A 20,140-nucleotide genomic window follows, 5' to 3' on the forward strand; every position below is an offset into this window, starting at 1 on the left:
AAATTCAGAGATCCTTACTTCTTCTCCTTTTTCTCCTTCTTTTCCGCTTTCTTTTCCTTCGGAGTTTTGGTCGCTGCTTTTTTGACGTCTTTTTTACTATCCTTGCCTTTGCTCATGATCTTTGCTCCTCTATCACTGCGAGATAATGCTGCCAATCCACCATGAATCCTTCACGCTATCATATACCACAGATGTCACCGGGAGCAGGTTATTTACGACCACAGCCAAATTGCATTAGAGGCGGATAACTTACTGATTTATAGAGATTTTGTTGCATTTGTCACATTTCGTGATAGTGCTTTATAAACACCAAACGACTGACACCTCCTGATTAACATGCAATCGCCCCGCATCAGATGAAAGGAGAACAGCCATGGGATTTTTCAGCAAGAAGGTAACCTACCCGGAGCTGGCAGCAGATACCCAGGCGGCCAAACAGCTCAACGCCATTGAGGGTTCGCTCAAAGAGTTAATTGGTCAGATTTCAGACCCACTCGAGGTCATCCCCGCCGACGGCCACGCTTATGTCTTTATCGGCAAGCCACCCAAGCGCTTCGGTATGGCGATGATCGATGACGGGGTTCACAGCCTCGGCGCGGCGGCCAAGGAGAATGGAATCGACCAGATCCAGCTCCTGAAGATCAACGAAAAGCTGCGCGAGGCCTACTTGCAATGCCAGGATGCCCCGCGCTACACAACCAGCGTCGCCGGTAGAGACCTGGTGATCACCCCCAGTCCACAGCTGGCTCAGGAAGTCAGTGAAATTACCCACAGTATTTACACCTGAAGATTGCAATTATCGGGGCTGAAACCGGGGACAACCCTTTCATGGTTGAAAGAGTTGTTCCCGGTTTGTTTTTGCGCCACCCTGCTCAATTCGACGAAATCGGCGCGCCCTCGGCAGGTTGCGTCAGCCTTTCCCACAGCTGCCCATAGGGCAAGCGGAAGAAATCAATGCTCAGCCGTTCGCGGGAGCCACGCAGCACAAAACCCCGCGCCTTAACCCCCGCCTCAAGCCCCGGCATATGCATGGCGCCCCAGGGGATCAGGATCGTCCGATATTTGTGCAAGCCTTTCGCCAGATAACTCAATACCGCCCGATTGCGTTTGAGCAACAGATCAGCCATCAGGACCTGGTTGATCTCCGGTGTCAGGTGTTCCCTGGCCCACTGGCTGAATTCCTGATAGCCCCTTCCCGGCGAACTGGCGTGCAGCAGATAAGTGCCGACAGCTTTGAGAACGTCAATCGTGCGCGGATCAAAATCTTGCGCATCGATATCTGCGCGCAGGATATCGGGACCAGCGGATGCAGCCGTCAGGGGCAGGTCGAGTGACGCCGCGGTGATCGGATGCCCGGGAAACCGCAGATGCTCTTGTGAATCGAGGTCCAGCAGCTCGGCCAGGTTCCCGTAGCTGAACTTCCCGCGCAGCAACCCCTGCGTGTCGCTGACCCCCTCGGCCAGCAACAGACTCGGCCCAGAGTTAAACGAGTTTGAGAGGTCGGCATAAAATTCAGGTCGGGCCAGATGAATCATCGCGACCAGTCGAATCTCCTTATCGCCCCGTGCGTACACCTTTTCGATCATATAGAGCCCGTTCGGTTTCAGGCGTACAAAGCCGGCGGTATAGCTTTCAACCAGATTGCGGCCCGTCGCAAAACCGAGCAGCAGCAGAATCAGGGGCAAGAGCGGGAGACCCAGCAGACAGAAACGCAAGAGATGCGCGCCACTGAAGGACGGACCTGCGAACTGACCCGCGGTTAACAGCCAACTGCTGCCATTCTGGCGCCGAATCGAGCGCAGAACCAGCATGCCCAGCAGCAGTTGGCCCAGCGCCGCGTAGAGCGCATAGTTGACCCCGATCAACGGCTCCAGCGGCCAGAAATCGAGCAGCCCCCAGCACAGATATACCAGCAAGGGGACAAACTGGGCCTTCACCAGATGACAATTAAGACCAAGTCCGAAATAGACCGCCACCGCCAGCAGGAATAGCAGGATTGCCAGCAGATGGTTGAGCCCGGCGATGGCCCCCGGCAGCGCAGAGAAACGCGACAGTTCGGTGAAGATTCTCATGGCGGCAATAACAAGGAACAATATGAGGAACAGGTTGGCTATTTTTCGCATTTGTCTTCTGTGGAGTCAGGGTTTAAGGGAAAGGGGAACGATCGCAAAGGCCCTCATCCGGCCTTCGGCCACCTTCTCCCCCAGGGAGAAGGTTAAAAAAGCAGCCTTTATCAGAATCAATAAAGAACATGGCAGGCAGCAGCGTGCTTAGTGTAGCATTGACAGACAAACCTGAAAACCTGGCATTCGGCACAAACCAAGGAGCCCTCGCGTGGCGGGATCATCGAAAAAAGTCATCTATGCCGCCCTGGCTGGCAATGCCCTGGTTGCGGTGACCAAATTTATCGCCGCCGCCCTGACCGGGAGTTCGGCAATGCTCTCAGAGGGGATCCACTCAGTGGTCGACACCGGCAACCAGCTGCTGTTGCTGCTCGGCCTGCACAAAGCGAAACAACCGGCGGACGAGCGCTTCCCCTTCGGTCACGCCAAGGAGGTCTATTTCTGGAGCTTTGTGGTGGCGCTGCTGATCTTTGCCGTCGGCGCCGGGGTCTCCCTGTATGAAGGGATTCATCATCTCGCTCATCCGGCGCCGATCACCGACCCCTACATCAATTACCTGGTGCTCGGACTGGCGGTGCTGTTCGAAGGGCTGTCGCTCTATTTTGCCCTGAGTGAATTTTCCCGCACCAAAGGAACACGCAGCTATTTTGATGCGATTCACAGGGGGAAAGACCCGACGATCTTCGTCGTGCTGTTTGAAGATGCCGCCGCCATGCTCGGCCTGCTGGTCGCCTTCTGCGGCGTCCTCTTTTCTCAACTGAGCGGCAATCTGATCTACGACGGTCTGGCCTCAATCGTCATCGGTCTGATCCTCGGCGGCACCGCGATCTGGCTGGCCTATGAAACCAAGGGGCTGCTCATTGGCGAAAGCGCCAGCGTCGAAGTTGTAGCGGGCATCCGCAAGCTTGTCGCCGCCTATCCCGACGTTGAGCATGTCAACCAGGTATTGACCATGCACATGGGACCGCAACATATCCTGGTCAATCTGAGCGTTGACTTTAGCGATCAGACGACGGCTCTCGAGCTGGAAAAAACCATTGGGGTCATCGATCTGGAGATCAAGAGAACCTGGCCGAACGTCAAGCAGGTCTTTATCGAAGCCGAGGCCCGCGGCGCGCTGCGTAACGACCCGACTCGTACTGGGAGTGAATTGCCGGCTCCCCCCGCAGAAAAGAGTTAACTCCATGGCGACCTCCCCCTACCCGTCATGTGTCAGTCTTCCCTGCGCCGAAAAACCCTACCCTGCGATTCTGGATTTTCTGGTGCTCAGGTTCCCCAGCATCAGCCGCTCCGTCTGGACAGCGCGGCTGCATAACGGCAAGGTGCAGGATGAAGCCGGCAGGCCGATCACCGAAGCGACCCCTTATCGACCGCAGCAAAGACTCTTTTACTTCAGGGAGCTGCCCGAAGAACTGCGGATTCCCCTGGCTGAAACCATCCTCTTTCAAAACGATGAGCTCCTCGTCGCCTGCAAGCCACCCTTCTTGCCGGTCACGCCTTCAGGACCCTACATCAACGAATGCCTGCTTAACCGCCTGCGTCTGAAAACCGGCAACCATGATTTGACCCCGCTCCACCGGATTGATCGCGAAACTTCGGGTCTGGTGCTGTTTTCGATGAACAGGCAAACCCGTGGCCTCTATGCCAGCCTCTTTTCAGACGGGCGGATCGAGAAAACCTATGAAGCGCTTGCCGAGCTCGAGCAGCGCCCCGCAGCCAATACCTGGACGGTGGAAAATCGCCTGGAGAAAGCAGAGCCCTGGTTCCGGAGGCAGGTCGTGCCGGGCGTCGTCAACGCCCGCTCGCGGATATGCCTGGTGGATTACCGTGACAACATGGCGCACTTCACTCTGTCTCCGATCACCGGCAAGACCCATCAACTGCGGGTCCATATGAGCGGGCTGGGTTTTCGGATCATGAACGACAGGTATTACCCCGAGCTGCTCCCCAAACAGGCAGACGACCTGGATAATCCCCTGCAGCTCATCGCCCGTCGCGTGAGATTTACCGACCCGATTTCGGCTGAAGTCATGGAATTTGAGTCGGAACGGAGCCTGGGCGGCTAGGAGCCTGTCCGACAATAAGGGCCGAAGCGAAAATCCGGAAGTTTGAGAACAGATTTTGGCTCGATTGAGAGCTCATAGCCGTAGCTATAGGCCGAAAATGAGCTGAAATATGGGCCAAACAGCCGGGTTTGCAGCCGGGTCTCTATTCCCGGACAGGCTCCTAGCCCCGAAAAGGCCGGAAAGCTTGTATAAACAGTGGAAGGTCTGTATAAGACTCCGGCGCCACTAACCCTCTTCTCAGGAACCCCGATGCAACCCGGTCCCGCGTTCAATCATAAGGCCCTGCTCGAACTCGCCGCCACGCGCATGCCCTTCGGCAAGTACGAAGGGATGCGCCTGATCGACCTGCCCGAACCCTACGTGGTCTGGTTCCACCGCCAGGGTTTTCCCGAAGGGAAGCTCGGCCAGATGCTCGGCACCATCTACGAAATCAAGGTCAACGGCCTGGAGTATCTCTTCGATCCCTTGCGCTAGTCAGCAGCGATCTGCTACACCCAAGGTAGGTCAATTCTAAAGCACCTTCTCCCCTGGACGAATGAGTCATCCATGAACCCGAACGCATTTTCCAACCTGCCCTTAAAAAATCCGATGCTGCAGAACCTGGCCTCCCTCGGCTATGACGAAATGACCCCGATTCAGGCGGAGAGCTTACCGCTGATCCTGACCGGCACCGATGTGATCGCCCAGGCCAAGACCGGCAGCGGCAAGACCGCCGCCTTCGGCATCGGTCTTCTGGAGCGGCTGGTGGTGAGCTGCTTCGGCGTGCAGGGGCTGGTGTTGTGCCCGACCCGGGAGCTGGCCGATCAGGTCGGCAAGGAGCTGCGGCGTCTGGCGCGCTTTACCGACAATATCAAGATTCTCACCCTCTGCGGCGGCGTCCCCTTCGGCCCCCAGCTCGGTTCCCTCGAGCATGGCGCCCATATCGTCGTCGGCACCCCGGGACGCATCCTCGATCACCTGCAGCGCGGCAGCCTCGAGCTTAAGACGCTGCGCATGCTCGTCCTCGATGAAGCCGATCGCATGCTCGACATGGGCTTTCAGGATGAACTCAGCAGCATCATCGCCGCCGCTCCGAGCAACCGCCAGACCCTGCTCTTTTCGGCCACCTACCCCAAAACTATCGCCAGCATGAGCGCCCGGGTGCAGCACCAGCCGGTTACGGTCAAGGTCGAGGCGCTACATGACGAGCAGCAGATCGAACAGCTTTTTTTCAGGGTCGAGAATGATCAGCGCATCGCCGCAGTCGCACGGATTCTCGGCCATTACCGGCCGGAATCGAGCCTGGTGTTCTGCAATACCAAAAAGGATTGTCAGGAGCTGGCCGATGCGCTGAAGAGTCGCGGCTTTTCAGCCCTGGCGATTCACGGCGATCTGGAGCAGCCCGAACGGGATCAGGTGCTGGCCCGCTTCGCCAACAAGAGCGTCGCCATTCTGGTCGCAACCGACGTTGCGGCGCGCGGCATCGATATCAAGGAGCTGTCCGCCGTCATCAACTTTGAGCTGACCCGCGACCCGGAGGTTCACATCCACCGCATCGGCCGGACCGGGCGCGCCGGGGAGCAGGGGCTGGCCTTCAGTCTGGTGAGCGCGACAGAGAACCGAAGAGCGGCGGCGATTGAAGACTATCTCGGGGTCAAGGTTGAACGCGCCGAACTCGAACGCCTCGCGATGCCGACGGAGACAGATCATGCGGCACCGATGATCTGTCTGTGCATCGAAGGCGGGCGCAAGAACAAACTGCGCCCCGGCGATATTCTCGGCGCTCTAACCGGTGAGGCCGGCATTTCCGGCAGCGAGGTCGGCAAGATCAATGTCTTCGATTTTCACACCTACGTCGCCATCCGTCGCAACAGCGCCAGGCTTGCGCTAGAGCGCTTGAGCACCAATAAAATCAAGGGGCGGTTCTACAAAATTCGCACCTTCAGCTGATGTCTGCTGTCCCTCCATTCGGGCTTAAACCCTCCACTCAAAGCTGAACAGCAAAAAAGCGGAGCTCCTTGCTGGGCGCCTTCTTAGCTCCTCGCCAACTCATCCGAATTGAGTGATTGCGGGCCACCTCGGCCTCGGTTATTTATCCTTTTTTTCAGACACTTCAGCAAACGCGGTGCTGCCCTGATACCTTTTCCCAAGAGCATCCCCTTGAATAGCGTCCAACCTGGAGTTTCGTACATGGACGGCTCAAAAACCCCTTACTCTACCAGCCCAGTGTCCTGATCTTCGGCGGCGGCTTTACCGGCCTGCAGTATGCCCTCGACCTGCCCATTGCCGGTCTCTCGGGTTTTCATTTTATTTCTTGCTGATTAAAAATATTTAGATTATTGTCGAGTTCTGCCGCTAAAATTATACCCTAATGGTTCCTAACCATCTAAAATACGGGTTGTTTAAAAAACATACTAAAAATTGAATAATCACAGCTTCTGTCTGCGAATCCAGCCATCGTTCTGCAGTTCATGACAAACCGGCCTCGGACAGACAATAGCTGCAAACCAGTCGACCAGCGCCTTGGCCGGAAGCATAAGCAGTCGACAAACTTCGATCGGGGATTACCATGCGCGGCAAATGGATTAGTTCGTTGCTTGTTGTCTGTGGAGGGTTCGTTTTACTATTGCTCGCGTCATGTGGCGGCGGCGGTAGCAGCAGCCCTCCGGTAACCTTGTCCAGCAATGCCTTATTGTCCGAAATCCAACTGGCTGGAACCAGCCTCTCCCCTGGATTTTCCGCCGAAACTACCATCTACACTGCAGACGCCGGCCTTGCAACCAGCTCGATTACCGTCACATGCACCAGTGACAGTGACAGGGCAACGCTAAAAATCGATGGCGTTACGGTCGCCTCTGGGGTAATCCACCCGGTCACCATTCCTGTGGGCCAGACGCAAATTATCGTCGAAGTAACCGCCGAGGATGGCACCACCAGAACCTATATGATAACCGTAACGCGACCGGGCGTGGCCTTGAGTCCGACTTCGGTCAATCTCAATTCCGGACGCGGGACGATGCTGTCGGTTTTGCTGGCCGCCCCGGCCAGCGGCGACACCGAGGTCACTCTCGGCTCCTCTACCGCCGACGTCTCTCTGCCGGCCGCGGTAACCGTCACCAATGCCACAACACAAAAAGAGTTCGAGATCCTCAGTGTCGCCGCAGAAACAACGACCGCGACCATCACCGCAACCCTGAACGGAGATAGCGCAACCGCTACCGTCAACGTAACCGGAGCCTTGTGCGGCGACGGTATCCTGGGGATCGGGGAACAGTGTGACGACGGCAATGCCAACCTTGGGGACGGCTGTTCCAGCTGCCAGATCGGAGCGGGCTGGCAATGCGCCGGAGAGCCGTCAGTTTGTGCCACGACTTGCGGTGATGGCATTGTTGCCGGATCCGAAATGTGCGACGACGGCGCTACCGTCGGGGGTGATGGCTGTTCCAGCACCTGCAATATAGAGAACGGCTGGAACTGCGCCGGAAACCCCTCTGTCTGTGCACCGATCTGCGGCGATGGCATCGTCACCGGCACCGAGCAGTGCGACGATGGCAATCAGATTGACAACGATTTCTGTTCCAACCTCTGCCAGGTGGTCACTCATAATTGTGATGATGGCATCGCCTGCACCACCGACAGCTTTAATGTCGGCACACTGAGCTGCCAGCATCTTCCCAACGATGGGTCCTGCAACGACGGAAACCCTTGCACGGCCGATACGTGTAATCCCGCTTCGGGTTGCGAATATCTCGGAGCTCCACAAAACGGCACCTCCTGCGATGACGGCAATGCCTGCACCAGCAGCGATGTATGTTCCGGCGGCGCCTGTATCGGTGGCAATCCGGTCCTTTGTGACGACGGTAACGGCTGTACCTCGGATAGTTGCAATCCCGCCACCGGCTGCGGCTATAGCCCGGTGGGTGACGGCGCCTTTTGTGTCGGCGGAACCTGCAATAGCGGCATCTGTCTGCTCTGGCCTGTGAACTGCAGCGATGGCGTCAAGGACGGCGACGAGACCGGTCTCGATTGTGGCGGGTCCTGTCAGACTTGCGTAACGGGAGAAGGATGCATCTCGTTAGCCGATTGTCAAAGTGGTGTTTGCAGTAGCGGCGTCTGTCAGGCGCCGACCTGCAGCGATGCTGTCAAAAATGGTACCGAGACCGATTTGGACTGTGGTGGATTCACGTGTGGGAGCTGTGCCGATGGCCGCATCTGTGCCGCCGCAACGGATTGTATCAGCGGAGTTTGCAGTAGCGGCATCTGCCAGGTTCCGACCTGCAGCGATGGGGTCAGAAACGGTATTGAAACGGGCCTTGATTGTGGAAACGGCTGTGCACCATGTGCCAACGGTAGCGGGTGTGATTCGAACAATGATTGCCAGAGCTCGGTTTGTATCGGGGGCGTCTGCCAGGTCCCGACCTGCTTTGATGCGGTCCGAAACGGCGCTGAGACCGACGTTGACTGCGGCGGTTCCTCTTGTGGCGGCTGTATGGATGGCGCCGCTTGTTCTGTGGCGAGCGATTGTTCCAGCCACGTATGTAGCAGCGGGGTATGCCAGCTGCCCAGCTGTTTTGATGGGGTCCAGAATGGCATTGAAACCGCTGTAGATTGTGGCAACGGCTGTCCGTCATGTGCCACCGGCGCAGGTTGTGACGACAATACCGATTGCCAGAGCGGTATCTGCACCGGCGGCGTTTGCCAATAACTCGATTCGCCCCTCGGGCTGAATCCGTACGTGCGGCGTTTTTCCGGCAGGTTACACCCAGATTTATCGTCCTGCCAAGTAAGGGCAATCTCAGGAAGATCCTGTCGATTGCCCTTACTTTTTTCCCGACGAGGCGTTGCCAAAAAGCAGGTTTGAGCCTGGCGGAGTCAACACCAACAATTTTCGGCCGTGTGAAGGAGAAACCCCTGCATGTCACTGCAGCGCCAGGCATGCGCTAGAGCGCTTGAGCACCAATAAAATCAAGGGGCGCTTTTACAAAGTTCGCTCCGTCGTCTGAACCCCTCCACTGACGAAACTTGCGCTCTGGGCCATCTCCAAAGCTACAGGGCGACAGCCCACCCGGCTCAGCGCCAGCGGACCATCGCCCCTGTTCATCACACAACAAACTCTCTGCACCTACCGCTGAACATCAGGCGGCTAACGAACCTCGACCTCGATCGACGTCCATTGACCGGCGGGATCAAGTACCGCGGCGGCATCACTCGGATCGAGCGCTGTCAACCGCGTGTGATTGTTCACCGTTGAAGTGCCGATCGTCGCGCTGTCATCCAGGCTGAAGGTCAACCGCCACCAGCCAGGCTTCAGTGCTCCCGGCGGGAGTGAATCCTGATTGAGCATCCAGTTATAACCAAACACCAGACTGCCACCGACATTGATCTCGGCCGAATATCCCCCCGGTCCGTCACTGCCGTAATTCTCCCAGACCGCCTTGTCGAAATGCGTAAACACCACGTTGCCACCCGGCCCATCGAGCTTGTCGATGGTCAATCGTGCCGTCACGGCATAGACGTTGCGGCGCGTCGTTTCGTACAGGACCGCACTGGTTCCCTGCATCTCGGTCACCCCAGACCCGTAAAGCAGGTCCATAGTGTAAGCGGTCAGGGTGTCGGGCGGATCCTGATAGAGAACGGTCTCCACGCGCACGACCGAATTTTCGGAGAAAGAGACGCTGGCCAGATTATCGCCCCAATTGACCGTCACTTCCTGAACCGCCGTCGGGTCGCTAGCGATACCGTTCACCCAGTCCGCCTGCCAGGTACTGGCTGTCTGTTGCTCGTAGTAATCCACCGCATTGAGCGAGTAGATGTTGTCTGGATCGAAATTCGGAAACGCGGTCAGACTCACGAGCTCCTCGGCGGTCGGCCGCAAACCGGTGTTTGGATCAATATTGGTCAGACTGTAAGGCGGCACAATCGTCGTCGAGATCTCCGCTCCGGTCAGCCCGTAACCATCGGCAAACACTAGTGGTAACGACAGATTGTTGCCGAAACCGCTATCGCCCCCGCCCCCGGTGGTGCTCTGCGAACCGCGGGGGGTCGCAGAAACTTCAGCCGACGGGGAACTCTCCACGCTACCAGCGACCGCTGTCAGAGTGTAGTAGTAGGTCGTCCCGCCGACCAGTCCGACGTTATCGATATAACTGGTGGCCACCACGCCGTCTGTCACCAAGTTTGCCGGATCGACTGCCACCGGCGTCGTGACTGCGCGATAGATGTTGTATGAATCGGGCACAGCACCAATCAGCGGCTGCGACCAGGAGAGGGTGATCGAGCGCGTCGTCTCTGCGGTCAACACCGCGCTGACGTTCACCGGCGCGTTAAGCGGCAGGCGTGGAAGCGCCGAAACCTGTTGCGAAGGGAGACTCTCGCCACCGGCACCGACTGCCGTCAACATATAGTAATAGGTCGTGTCATGCACGACATCCAGATCCCGGTAAGGCGAAGTCACATCGACAGTACTCGGACTGGCGATGGTGACCGGTGCAACGATCGATTTATACAGGGTATAAGAGGTCGCCCCCACCAGCACGTCTGCCCACTCGATATCCACATAGGGGGTAAAGACTTCCCCCTCCTGAAGATTCCCCGCGGTCACCGCAACACTTTCGGGCCCATTCGGTGCCAGAGTTACCGACGCTTCGGCCGAGCCCTTACTCTCACCGGTCGGATGAACAGCCGTGAGCACGCAGAAATATCTGGTCCCGTTTTCCAGCCCGGTCACGGTATAAGGTGACACGACCGAGGCAATTTTGACGCCAGTTGCCGGGGTAACTCCGCTAGTCAAACCAGCATAAAGATTGTAATCTGTCGCTCCTGAAACGTCCGACCATTCAATCGTTGCGGTCCCATCCCCGGCCGTGACCGCGGAGATCGTGGGTGATACTAACTCCGAACTAGGACTGGAGCTCGAACCACCACAGGCCGCCAGCAACGAGGTGAACAAACAAAGCAGCGCCAGCCCACCCCACCGTTTAAGAATCGAAAACATTTTGCTTCTGACAAAACCTGTATTTCGACACATAACCTGCCTCCTTCCAAGTCCCGAGACCACTGACGCTTTGCACTGCGCAAGGGGAAAAGTCTTCCCCTCTCTGATGGAAGGCTATCAACTGCAGGGCTGATCACAATGACCGAAACGTCTATCTTTCTTAAACTTTAGTCTATACCGCCAATATCGCCGTGCTCTTGTCTTTGCTAAATGGCTTTTTCGGGCTTGAAAGCTTATTGGAACTAAAAAGATTTTATTCCTTTTCCCGTTTGTGCAATGCTCTGCATGAATTTTAGGATACCGAACCCCATCTGCAATGTCCCCTCTCGGAGCACACGTGAGCTTGTTACCGCAACTCTATCTGCTGGACGGATCCAGTTATATCTACCGCGCCTATTATGGCGTGCGCGACCGGGCCACCGCTGGCGGCATACCGACCAATGCCATCTTCGGCTTCACCCGGATGCTCCTCGGTCTGCTGCAGGAGCAGCGTCCCGATTTTCTGGCGGTGGTCTTCGACCCACCGCGCGCAGAGACCTTCCGTCGCGAGCTCTATCCGGCCTACAAGGCGAATCGGGAAGATATGCCCGCAGAGTTGGCGATGCAGATTCCCACCATTAAACAGATGCTCCAGGCCCTGAATATCCCGGCCCTCGAAGCCCCCGGGTTTGAAGCCGACGATCTCATCGCCACTCTGGCGCGTCGTTACGCCGCCGAAGGGGTGCAGGTCACGGTCGTCACCGGCGATAAGGACTTGATGCAGATTGTCGGAGAGCGCATTACCCTCCTCGACACCATGAAAAGTGTGCTTTCGGGTCCCTTGGAGGTTCTCGAGCGCTTCGGCGTCCCGCCCGAACTGGTGGCGGATGTGCTGGGGCTTTCCGGTGACACCTCGGACAATATTCCTGGCGTCCCCGGTATCGGCGAGAAGACGGCGGCCGACCTGGTGCAGCGCTTCGGTTCGATGGAACGCGTTCTCAAATGGAAGGATCAGGTCAAGGGGAAGAAGCGCCGCGAGAATTTACGCGCTTTTGAAGAGCAGGCGCGACTCTCGAAGACCCTCGCCACCGTCCGCTATGACGTCCCTTTTGCGCTGAGCCTGGCCGAATTGCAGCGCCAGAAGCCGAACCTTGCGACCCTGCTCCCCCTGCTACATGAGCTGGAATTTGAAACCCTGGCCGTCGCCTTCACCCCGGCTGAGGCGGGCCTGGTCGAGATCTACACCGATGGCTCCGGCCGTGACTCTGGCCCCGGCGGTTATGGCGTGATCCTGCGTTATGCTGATTTCGAGAAAGAGTTGAGCGGCTTTGAAGCGGTAGCCACCTCGCAGCGCATGGAACTGCTGGCGGCGATCAGGGGGCTGGAAGCGCTGAACAGCCCGAAGCGGGTGCGCCTGTTCAGTGATTCGCAATACCTGGTGCGTGGAATGAGCGAATGGCTGGTCGGCTGGATTCGCGACGGCCGACTGGAGACGCCGGACGCCCTGGCGAATCAGGACCTCTGGCAGCAGCTGGTCCCCCTGTCACGCACACACCAGATCGACTGGCAATGGGTGCGCGGGCATGCCGGCCACCCGTTTAATGAACGCTGCGACAAGTTGGCAAAGCGCGCTGTCGAGGAGGGTCTGCGGCTGGCGAACGAGCCTGTCGAGCCTCGCGAGCAAGAACCGCTGCAGCCAGTGGCTGTCGCTGCGGTTGTGCCGCGACCGGTTCCCATTGAAGATTATTCTGAGTTCGGTGTTGACGAGGATGGTCAACAGCGGCTGTGCTAAGGAAACTACGATGAAGATCCAGACATTAAGCGAAGAACATCGCGCCAAGGCCTACGCCCTCTTACGCAACGCGTTCCCCGAGAGCGAGTATGAAGCGACCCTGGTGCAGTTGCTCCACGCCAGAGACAAACCCCTCCACGAATGGGTCTGCCTCCACACCGGCAAGGCCATCGCCTACATCGCCTTTGCTAATGCCTATCAGGGCCGCAAGGTCTGCGGCCTGCACCTGGCGATGATAGCCGTGAGCCCCGAATTTCAAAAACAGGGAGTGGGCGCAGAACTGCTGCGCTTTGCCCTGCGCCAGGCAGCGATCAAGGAGCAGGCATTGTTCGTTCTGGGCGCTCCCGCTTTTTTTCAAAAATTCGGTTTTGAGCCCTGCAGTTCGCCCCTTTGTCCTTACACCAGAAACAACACCAATTTCATGAGCCTGCGCAATCTGGACGACACCAATTTTACGGTCGGCTATGAGCCGGAGTTTAAGGCGGCAACCAAACAAACACGGCAGAAGGAAGAGATTCGACCAGCCAAAGGGGGCGTCAAGAAACGCCACTGAAAATCCAGACCTCATCTCTACTCCTTTGCTTTCCTAATCTGCAAAAACACCGGCTGATCTGTGTTAAAGTTCGAGGATATCAAAACTGCGTTCCGATCCCCGTCAGGAGCAGAAATGAGGGCTAAATTTACGGTAACCAGAAAAGTCGCCTTCGGCTATCTGGTGATTATCGTTTTCAGTCTGCTGGCAATCGGCTATGCCCTGATCAGCCTGCATGATCACAACCTGCGGACCGAGCAGCTGGTCGGTGGTCAGTTCCGGGCCTTTACCCTGCTGCGCGATATCCGTCAGAACCTGCTGGGACAGGAGAACCTGGAAAAACAGCTCCTCATCCTGCGCGATCCCCAGCTGCTGGGCCTGCTCGAGCTGCGGATCTCCGGTCTCGAAACTACCATCACGGACGTCAACACCTCGGCACTGCCCGACTATTTTGCCACCCTGCCCACCAAGGTTGAAAACTACCTGAGCCAGACCCGCCAGCTGATGCAGGTATTTGCCGCGAAGGATTGGAAGAAAGCGGCCAAGGTTTCCGCCACCACGACCGCACCCTTGCGCAGTCAACTGCTCGACCAGCTGGCAGATCTCAGGATCCAGCACCAGACTGTCCTGGACAACGACCTGCATGACCTGTCCCTCCAGAGCAGCAAGGCCTACCGCCTGACCCTGATTATCACCCTCGTCGGTATTCTGCTCTCGGCACCGGTCGCTCTCACGGTGATCATCAGCATTCACCGCTCAGTCAAGGCGCTGACCAAAGCCACTCGCGACATTGCGGCCGGAAGCTTCGAAACCCAGATCGATATCCGCGGCAATGATGAGTTCAGCCAACTCGCCCAGGACTTTTCCGGCATGGCACGAAAGCTCATGGAATTTGAACAACTGAATCTGGACGCCAACCCCTTAACCCGACTGCCCGGAAACCTGGCGATTGATCGCGAGCTGAAACATCGTATCGCACAGAATTTACCCTTCGCCCACCTCTATATCGACCTCGACAACTTCAAAGCATACGGCGACCACTATGGCTACCATGTCGGCAGCGACGCCATTAATATGGTCGGCAACCTGCTGCGCGAAGTCGTTGACCTGGAGGGCGGCGAAGGGGATCTGGTTGGCCACATCGGCGGAGATGACTATGTGGTTCTCACCGCCCCGGACCGGGGTGAGGCGCTGGCCAAAGCGATTATCAGCAAATTCGACAGCTGCGTCCCCGAACTCTACACGAAGAAAGATCTCGAAGCGGGCTTTATCCTGGGGACCGACCGGCATGGGATCAAGCGTTCGTTTCCACTCTTGACCATCTCCATCGCCATAACCCTCTCCGAGAACCTGGATCATCCTTCTCTTTTGGAGATCAGCAACAACTGTGCAAGAATGAAGGGGCACCTGAAACAACTGCAGAACAGTAACTATCTCATTGACCGCAGAAAGCAGATCCCATGACCTCAGTTGTCGCCCGTTGGTGCATTGTGTCGCTGACCTTTCTGCTGCTGGCCGGCTGCAGCCTGCCGGCACTCAATATGCCTGGCACGCAAGAGACCGAACTCTTCGCCCAGGGGCTCGATCAGCTCCTCGCCAGCGGTGATCTGACGACCCTGAACCAGCTGCTGCAACAATACCCGCAAGGGGAGTGGCAAACCAAAGCCGCAGGGCTCATCACCATGGTCAAAAAGCAGAAACAGTTACAGGAACAGCAGCAGGCCCTGCTGGAGAAACAGGAGCAGAAACTGGCCAGCCTCAAGGACAACAAAGCCCTCGCCGTATGTCAGCAACAGAAAGACGCTCTGGCACAAGACAACCAGGTCCTCGAAAAAACCCTCAAACGCCTGAAAGAGGTCCTCATCGATACCGAACTGCAGGCGAAGTAAGTTCCCGCAAGCGCGCCTTGTCCACCTTCTTAGTTCAATTTCGCCGCAATAAACGCCGTGGTCCAGGCGGCCTGAAAATTAAACCCTCCGGTGATGCCGTCAATGTCCATGACCTCACCGGCGAAGTACAGATTTTCACAGACCCTGCTCTGCATCGTATTCAGGTCGATGCTCTCCAGACTCACACCGCCACAGGTCACAAATTCGTCCCTGAACTGGGTACGCCCCTTGACCGCGTAGACGTCATTGGTCAGGGTGTTGACCAAACGGTTCAGCCCGGTCTTACCGATCTCTGCCCATTTCTTGGCGGGTTGCAGACCGGTCTTCTCCAGCAGATAAAGCCACAATCTTTCGGGTAACGCATAGGGTCGAAGATTGGCCAGCAGTTTTTGCGGATGTTCATCTATCAGACTGTTCAACGCAACAACGACCTCGTCGTTGTTGCGCACATCAGTCCAATTGACCTGCAGCTTAAAGTTGTAGTCTTTTTCACTCAACACCCGTGCGCCCAGAGAAGAGAGCGTCAAGATCGCCGGCCCACTGAAACCCCAATGGGTGATCAACAAAGGGCCTTCGGCTTTCAGTTTGGTCCCCTGAACGCCCACCAGGGCGTTGTCAACCACGACCCCCATCAACTCGGTGACGGCTTCATCTGGAACCTTGAAGCTGAATAAGGATGGCGCGGGCTCTTCAATTTTATGATTCAACTTTTCCAACCAAGCCAAACCCTCTCTGTGTTGCGAACCGCCGATTGTCACAATCACCTTATCAAACGCGGCCGCCGGGAGCTTCCCGCCGACAAAGCCCAACTGCAATTTATCCCCGACTTTTTTGATGCTTTTTATGCCTTGCTCCAACGCGAGTTCAATCTTTAATTTTCGCGTTTGCTCCAAAAAACAATCAATGACGCTTTGTGAATTTTGCGAGAGCGGAAAAACACACTGGTCATCCTGAACCATCAAGGGGACGCCCCGCGACTCAAACCAGTGCATCGTATGCTGGTTATTGAAGGTGCCGAAGGCTTTCTTTAAAGCGTTGCCACCGCGCGGATAGGCCTCGGACAGCTCCTTGACGCTGGCGCAGGCATTCGTCAGATTACATCTGCCGCCGCCAGATATTTTAACCTTGGTCAGGATCTCCTTAGATTTTTCAAAAATGACGACCCTGGCTTCGGGATAATTCTCCTTGGCGCTTATTGCCGCAAAGAAACCGGCCGCCCCGCCACCAATTATTGCTATGTCCATTTTTCCTCCGTGTCAGGCTTATATTAGGTATGACGTTAATTTGAAGGAGGTCCCTCTCGACAAAATGATTTATTCCGAAACGAATAACCCGCCGAAGAGCCCTGCCTCTCTCTGCTGTCTGGCCCTCTTGTCCAGAAGGGAGACGAACTTCCACATCATAACGCAAAAGCGATTTACAAACCTGAAGCGCCAGCAAGCCGATTTCCAGGTGACGCGGTAAAACCGATCTGTCATTCTGTCGCACATGGACAATACCCCTGAACTGCAACCCGCTGAACCGGAATGGCTCGCCATTCCACCTGACCTGCTCCCCGAAGGGGTTGCCCGCCCGCTCTCGAGGAAGCTGCTGCGCCGATGGGGGCTGGTGCTTGAAGCCAGAGGTATTCCGTTTCACAACGAAGCGCTGGTCGAAGGCTGGTACCTCAGGGTGCCACCCGCCCTCTTGAGCCGGGCGTGCAACGAACTGCGCCGCTACGAAGAGTTGAACCACAACTGGCCGCCGCCGCTGCCCGCCGCAACCCCGCAACAGGACAACCTGCTCTCAACCCTGTGCGTGCTGCTCGCCGTGGCGACCTTCTATAACCTGACTCAGATCGACATCAACCTGTTGGGACATCACCCGGTTAATTGGAACGACCTCGGCAACGCCGATGCGCGCAAGATTCTGCAGGGGGAGTGGTGGCGCCTGATCACGGCGCTGACCCTGCACGCCGACTGGCTGCACCTGCTCGGCAACCTGGTCATTGGCGGGTTCTTCATCAGTCGGCTCTGCCGCGATCTGGGTGCGGGTCTCGGCTGGAGTCTGCTGCTGGCGAGCGGCCTGCTCGGAAACGCGCTCAACGCCTGGCTGCAACACCCCGAGCATCAGTCTATCGGGGCCTCAACCGCGGTCTTTGGTGCGATCGGGATTTTGGCCGCAATCAGTCTGGTACGCTACCGGCGCAGTCTGCGCAAACGCTGGCCGCTTCCCCTCGCTGCGGCCCTGGCGCTGCTGGCCATGCTCGGCAGTTCCGGCGAACACACCGATCTGGGGGCGCATCTGTTCGGTTTTGGCTGCGGGATCGTGCTGGGACTTGTAACCGAATACCTGCAGAGTTGTTTCGGCCGGCCCGGCAGCGGACTCAATCGCCTGCTCGCCCTCGGCAGTGCTGCGCTGGTATTCCTGGCCTGGTGGGCGGCGCTGAGCGCCTGATCCGCGTCAAGGACAGAACAAAACCCCCCGGCCGATTTGAAAGAACCCAACTCCGATTTTATCTGTGTTAACATCTCAACCTGCAAGGTTTTCGGCTCGGTTAATTTTCCTGCGCCTTAGCTCTGATTCTCAACCCCGGAGGCTGTCGATGAATCCCCCCTCAACAAAACATCCAGATCAACTTGTGGCAGAGATGCGCAAAGATGAACAACAGCGGCTGTCGGGTTACCGGGAGCAGGCTTTGAAGCTCTTTCCTCACGTCTGCGGCCGCTGTTCCCGCGAGTTCGAAGGGAAGAAATTGCGCGAGCTGACGGTGCATCACAAAGACCATAACCATGACAATAATCCCGCCGATGGCCGGAACTGGGAACTGCTCTGTCTTTACTGCCACGATTTTGAGCATACCCGTGGTCTGCAGGAGGATCAGGAGCCGGATGGCCCAAGTGAGCGCCAAACCAGGCCGAGTCTGGCGCATTCCCCCTTTGCCGCCCTCGCTGAGAAGCTCAAACAACCAAAATAAATTTCTTCAAATTGGATAAAAGCATGACCGGTAAAAAGAGAAAATTCCTCTATTCGATTTTTTGGAACTGCAGCCTGATCACCATCGGCACCCTGATTCAGGCGGTTGCCCTGAAATCGGTGGCCATTCCACACAATTTTGTTCCGGGCGGGCTGTTCGGCATCGCTTCGCTGATCTACTACAAGACCGACTTTCTGGACCCCGGTCTGCTCTACATTCTCCTCAACGTGCCGATGTTCATCCTGGGTTACATCTTTATTTCGCGGCGCTTCCTCTGGTATAGCGCACTGGCCATGGGGGAGATCGCCCTGTTTTATCAGCTGGTCAATTTCCAGATTGAAATCAGCAATCAACTTTATGCGGCACTGGTCTTCGGCGCTCTGCTCGGCGTCGGGGCCGGCATGGTCTTGCGTTCACTCGGTTCCAACGGCGGCCTCGATGTCGCTGCGGTGATCCTCAATCAAAAGTTCAACATCGGGCTCGGCAAGGTCTACTTCTCCTTCAACCTGATTCTCTTTACCTTGAGTTTTGCGAGTTTGGACAATGATCTGGTCATCGCCTCGATGATCGCGGTCTTTATCTGCTCCCTCTCCATCGACTATGTGCTGTCCCTCTTCAATCAACGGAAAATGACCTTTATTGTTTCGGAAAAACCCGATGAAATTGCCGACCAGGTCATGACTCACCTGAAGATCGGCACCACCATGCTACCGGCGATCGGGTCCTACCGCAGAAAGGCAAAAACCGTGTTGATGATCGTCACCAACAACATCCAGCTGAAGCGCCTGGAAGAGATTGTCTTCACCACCGATGAGCATGCCCTGTTTATCGTGGAGAACACCTTCAACGTGCTCGGTTCGACCTTTTCGCGACGTAAAATTTATTGACAGGTTTAAACAATCGGAGGGGGAAAATATGCGAACATCGATCCATCAGAAGCGAACAACACTGGCGCGCACACCACTCATCTTGCTGGCGCTCTGTCTGGGTGGCGGACTGCTATCTGCGGCCAGCGCGGCGGCGACCGACCTGATGTTGCCGCAGGTCTATCAGGAGCGGGTCGAGGTCAGCGGATGGCTGATGAGTGAAAAACTCGACGGGGTCCGCGCCAGCTGGGACGGACATCAGCTGCGCTCGAAGCAGGGCAACCTTTTTCATCCCCCGGCGGCGTTTATTCAGGGGCTACCCCCCTTCCCGCTGGAAGGTGAACTCTGGGGCGGACGCGGCAGCTTCGAACAGACCGTCGGCATCGTCCGCCGCGAGAAGCCCTGTGCTGACTGGCTCAAGCTCAAGTTCGCGATCTTCGACCTGCCCGAAACAACTAATGATTTCACCACCCGGATGCGCAAGGCCAAAGACTGGTTCGACCAGCATCCCTCCAGCCATGCCTTTCTCATCCCCCAGATTCTGGTGCGCGATCGCGATCACCTGCGTCACGAACTGGACCGCATCGAGCGGCTTGGCGGCGAAGGCCTGATCGTGCGTCAGCCGCACGCGCTCTACACCCCGGGACGCAGCGCCGAAATTCTCAAGGTCAAAAGTTATCAGGATGCTGAGGCCAGGGTTATTGCGCAGCTCCCCGGCAAAGGGAGAAATCAGGGTCGAATGGGGGCTTTACTGGTTGAATTGGACGATGGCACCAGGTTCAAAATCGGCAGCGGCTTCAGCGACGCAGAACGCGAATCGCCACCGGCGCCCGGCACGCTGATCACCTATAAATATTACGGCAGGTTCCAGTCAGGGTTGCCGAAGTTCCCGTCGTTTCTGCGTATCCGCAGCGATCAGAACCTTTAGGCCGACCCCGGCGTAACGCGCACCCGGCGGAGTCGG

General features: G+C 56.9%; 18 protein-coding genes. 14 read left to right on the plus strand and 4 right to left on the minus strand.

Annotated features, from left to right (window positions below; genetic code table 11):
* Positions 1-14 precede the first annotated feature (14 nt).
* Positions 15-155 carry a hypothetical protein gene (locus D888_RS24380; RefSeq protein ID WP_169513255.1) on the minus strand — a complete coding sequence of 47 codons (141 nt, stop codon included), beginning with the start codon at positions 153-155 and terminating at the stop codon, positions 15-17.
* Positions 156-373: 218 nt separating this feature from the next.
* Here D888_RS24380 and D888_RS0115705 point away from each other — a divergent pair, with 218 nt between their 5' ends.
* Positions 374-787, plus strand: a complete 414-nt coding sequence (locus tag D888_RS0115705; RefSeq protein ID WP_020677524.1) for a hypothetical protein — start codon at positions 374-376, stop codon at positions 785-787.
* An 85-nt stretch (positions 788-872) separates the two neighbouring features.
* Here the strand turns inward: D888_RS0115705 and D888_RS0115710 are convergent, their stop codons facing one another.
* Positions 873-2,123 carry a hypothetical protein gene (locus D888_RS0115710; protein WP_020677525.1) on the minus strand — a complete coding sequence of 417 codons (1,251 nt, stop codon included), beginning with the start codon at positions 2,121-2,123 and terminating at the stop codon, positions 873-875.
* 211 nt (positions 2,124-2,334) lie between these two features.
* Here D888_RS0115710 and D888_RS0115720 point away from each other — a divergent pair, with 211 nt between their 5' ends.
* From D888_RS0115720 to D888_RS0115750, 5 genes are all read left to right on the plus strand, one after another.
* Entirely contained in the window at positions 2,335-3,303 is a 969-nt protein-coding gene (locus tag D888_RS0115720; protein ID WP_020677527.1) for a cation diffusion facilitator family transporter, read from the plus strand.
* A gap of 4 nt (positions 3,304-3,307) precedes the next feature.
* A complete protein-coding gene (locus D888_RS0115725) occupies positions 3,308-4,189 on the plus strand; it encodes a pseudouridine synthase (protein WP_020677528.1) in 882 nt (293 codons plus the stop codon).
* 249 nt (positions 4,190-4,438) lie between these two features.
* Entirely contained in the window at positions 4,439-4,663 is a 225-nt protein-coding gene (locus D888_RS0115730; RefSeq protein WP_020677529.1) for a DUF3820 family protein, read from the plus strand.
* A 72-nt stretch (positions 4,664-4,735) separates the two neighbouring features.
* Positions 4,736-6,118, plus strand: a complete 1,383-nt coding sequence (gene dbpA / locus D888_RS0115735) for an ATP-dependent RNA helicase DbpA (protein WP_020677530.1) — start codon at positions 4,736-4,738, stop codon at positions 6,116-6,118.
* Positions 6,119-6,737: 619 nt separating this feature from the next.
* Positions 6,738-8,873 (plus strand): DUF4215 domain-containing protein, encoded by a 2,136-nt coding sequence (locus D888_RS0115750; RefSeq protein WP_083928886.1) that lies wholly within the window; start codon positions 6,738-6,740, stop codon positions 8,871-8,873.
* A gap of 438 nt (positions 8,874-9,311) precedes the next feature.
* Here D888_RS0115750 and D888_RS0115755 read toward each other — a convergent pair whose 3' ends face one another.
* Positions 9,312-11,195: a fibronectin type III domain-containing protein gene (locus tag D888_RS0115755; protein WP_020677533.1), complete on the minus strand. Its 1,884-nt coding sequence runs from the start codon at positions 11,193-11,195 to the stop codon at positions 9,312-9,314.
* A gap of 304 nt (positions 11,196-11,499) precedes the next feature.
* Between D888_RS0115755 and rnhA the strand changes: the two genes are divergently transcribed.
* From rnhA to D888_RS0115775, 4 genes are all read left to right on the plus strand, one after another.
* A complete protein-coding gene (gene rnhA, locus D888_RS0115760) occupies positions 11,500-12,933 on the plus strand; it encodes a ribonuclease HI (RefSeq protein ID WP_020677534.1) in 1,434 nt (477 codons plus the stop codon).
* A gap of 10 nt (positions 12,934-12,943) precedes the next feature.
* Positions 12,944-13,486 carry a GNAT family N-acetyltransferase gene (locus D888_RS0115765; RefSeq protein ID WP_020677535.1) on the plus strand — a complete coding sequence of 181 codons (543 nt, stop codon included), beginning with the start codon at positions 12,944-12,946 and terminating at the stop codon, positions 13,484-13,486.
* Between the two features lie 114 nt (positions 13,487-13,600).
* Positions 13,601-14,929 (plus strand): diguanylate cyclase domain-containing protein, encoded by a 1,329-nt coding sequence (locus D888_RS0115770; protein WP_020677536.1) that lies wholly within the window; start codon positions 13,601-13,603, stop codon positions 14,927-14,929.
* Complete coding sequence (locus D888_RS0115775) at positions 14,926-15,354, plus strand: outer membrane protein assembly factor BamD (protein ID WP_020677537.1); 429 nt, start codon at positions 14,926-14,928, stop codon at positions 15,352-15,354. The genes D888_RS0115770 and D888_RS0115775 overlap by 4 nt, the downstream gene beginning before the upstream one ends.
* Before the next feature lie 29 nt (positions 15,355-15,383).
* Here D888_RS0115775 and D888_RS0115780 read toward each other — a convergent pair whose 3' ends face one another.
* The gene (locus D888_RS0115780; protein ID WP_020677538.1) at positions 15,384-16,598 is read right to left on the minus strand and encodes a BaiN/RdsA family NAD(P)/FAD-dependent oxidoreductase; all 1,215 of its coding nucleotides are present in this window, start codon (positions 16,596-16,598) and stop codon (positions 15,384-15,386) included.
* A gap of 244 nt (positions 16,599-16,842) precedes the next feature.
* On the opposite strand from D888_RS0115780, the gene D888_RS0115790 reads away from it, so the two are divergent.
* The 4 genes from D888_RS0115790 to D888_RS0115805 all read left to right on the plus strand — a co-directional run bounded on the left by D888_RS0115790 (position 16,843) and on the right by D888_RS0115805 (position 20,104).
* Positions 16,843-17,790, plus strand: coding sequence for a rhomboid family intramembrane serine protease (locus D888_RS0115790; RefSeq protein ID WP_020677540.1), 948 nt, complete (start codon positions 16,843-16,845; stop codon positions 17,788-17,790).
* Positions 17,791-17,938: 148 nt separating this feature from the next.
* Positions 17,939-18,310 (plus strand): YajD family HNH nuclease, encoded by a 372-nt coding sequence (locus tag D888_RS0115795; protein WP_020677541.1) that lies wholly within the window; start codon positions 17,939-17,941, stop codon positions 18,308-18,310.
* A 23-nt stretch (positions 18,311-18,333) separates the two neighbouring features.
* Positions 18,334-19,197 (plus strand): YitT family protein, encoded by an 864-nt coding sequence (locus D888_RS0115800; protein WP_020677542.1) that lies wholly within the window; start codon positions 18,334-18,336, stop codon positions 19,195-19,197.
* Between the two features lie 28 nt (positions 19,198-19,225).
* A complete protein-coding gene (locus D888_RS0115805) occupies positions 19,226-20,104 on the plus strand; it encodes a DNA ligase (protein ID WP_020677543.1) in 879 nt (292 codons plus the stop codon).
* The last annotated feature ends 36 nt before the right edge of the window (positions 20,105-20,140 follow it).

The organism is Geopsychrobacter electrodiphilus DSM 16401 (genome assembly GCF_000384395.1).
Lineage (GTDB): Bacteria > Desulfobacterota > Desulfuromonadia > Desulfuromonadales > Geopsychrobacteraceae > Geopsychrobacter > Geopsychrobacter electrodiphilus.

Bases quoted from the DNA above. Each gene is read 5' to 3' on its own strand.
- D888_RS0115790 (WP_020677540.1), top strand. From the start codon at position 16,843: ATGGACAATACCCCTGAACTGCAACCCGCTGAACCGGAATGGCTCGCC.
- dbpA (WP_020677530.1), top strand. From the start codon at position 4,736: ATGAACCCGAACGCATTTTCCAACCTGCCCTTAAAAAATCCGATGCTG.
- D888_RS0115775 (WP_020677537.1), top strand. From the start codon at position 14,926: ATGACCTCAGTTGTCGCCCGTTGGTGCATTGTGTCGCTGACCTTTCTG.
- D888_RS0115805 (WP_020677543.1), top strand. From the start codon at position 19,226: ATGCGAACATCGATCCATCAGAAGCGAACAACACTGGCGCGCACACCA.
- D888_RS0115725 (WP_020677528.1), top strand. From the start codon at position 3,308: ATGGCGACCTCCCCCTACCCGTCATGTGTCAGTCTTCCCTGCGCCGAA.
- D888_RS0115780 (WP_020677538.1), bottom strand. From the start codon at position 16,598: ATGGACATAGCAATAATTGGTGGCGGGGCGGCCGGTTTCTTTGCGGCA.
- D888_RS0115710 (WP_020677525.1), bottom strand. From the start codon at position 2,123: ATGCGAAAAATAGCCAACCTGTTCCTCATATTGTTCCTTGTTATTGCC.
- D888_RS0115705 (WP_020677524.1), top strand. From the start codon at position 374: ATGGGATTTTTCAGCAAGAAGGTAACCTACCCGGAGCTGGCAGCAGAT.
- D888_RS0115765 (WP_020677535.1), top strand. From the start codon at position 12,944: ATGAAGATCCAGACATTAAGCGAAGAACATCGCGCCAAGGCCTACGCC.
- D888_RS0115730 (WP_020677529.1), top strand. From the start codon at position 4,439: ATGCAACCCGGTCCCGCGTTCAATCATAAGGCCCTGCTCGAACTCGCC.
- D888_RS0115770 (WP_020677536.1), top strand. From the start codon at position 13,601: ATGAGGGCTAAATTTACGGTAACCAGAAAAGTCGCCTTCGGCTATCTG.
- D888_RS0115800 (WP_020677542.1), top strand. From the start codon at position 18,334: ATGACCGGTAAAAAGAGAAAATTCCTCTATTCGATTTTTTGGAACTGC.
- D888_RS0115755 (WP_020677533.1), bottom strand. From the start codon at position 11,195: ATGTGTCGAAATACAGGTTTTGTCAGAAGCAAAATGTTTTCGATTCTT.
- D888_RS0115795 (WP_020677541.1), top strand. From the start codon at position 17,939: ATGAATCCCCCCTCAACAAAACATCCAGATCAACTTGTGGCAGAGATG.
- D888_RS0115750 (WP_083928886.1), top strand. From the start codon at position 6,738: ATGCGCGGCAAATGGATTAGTTCGTTGCTTGTTGTCTGTGGAGGGTTC.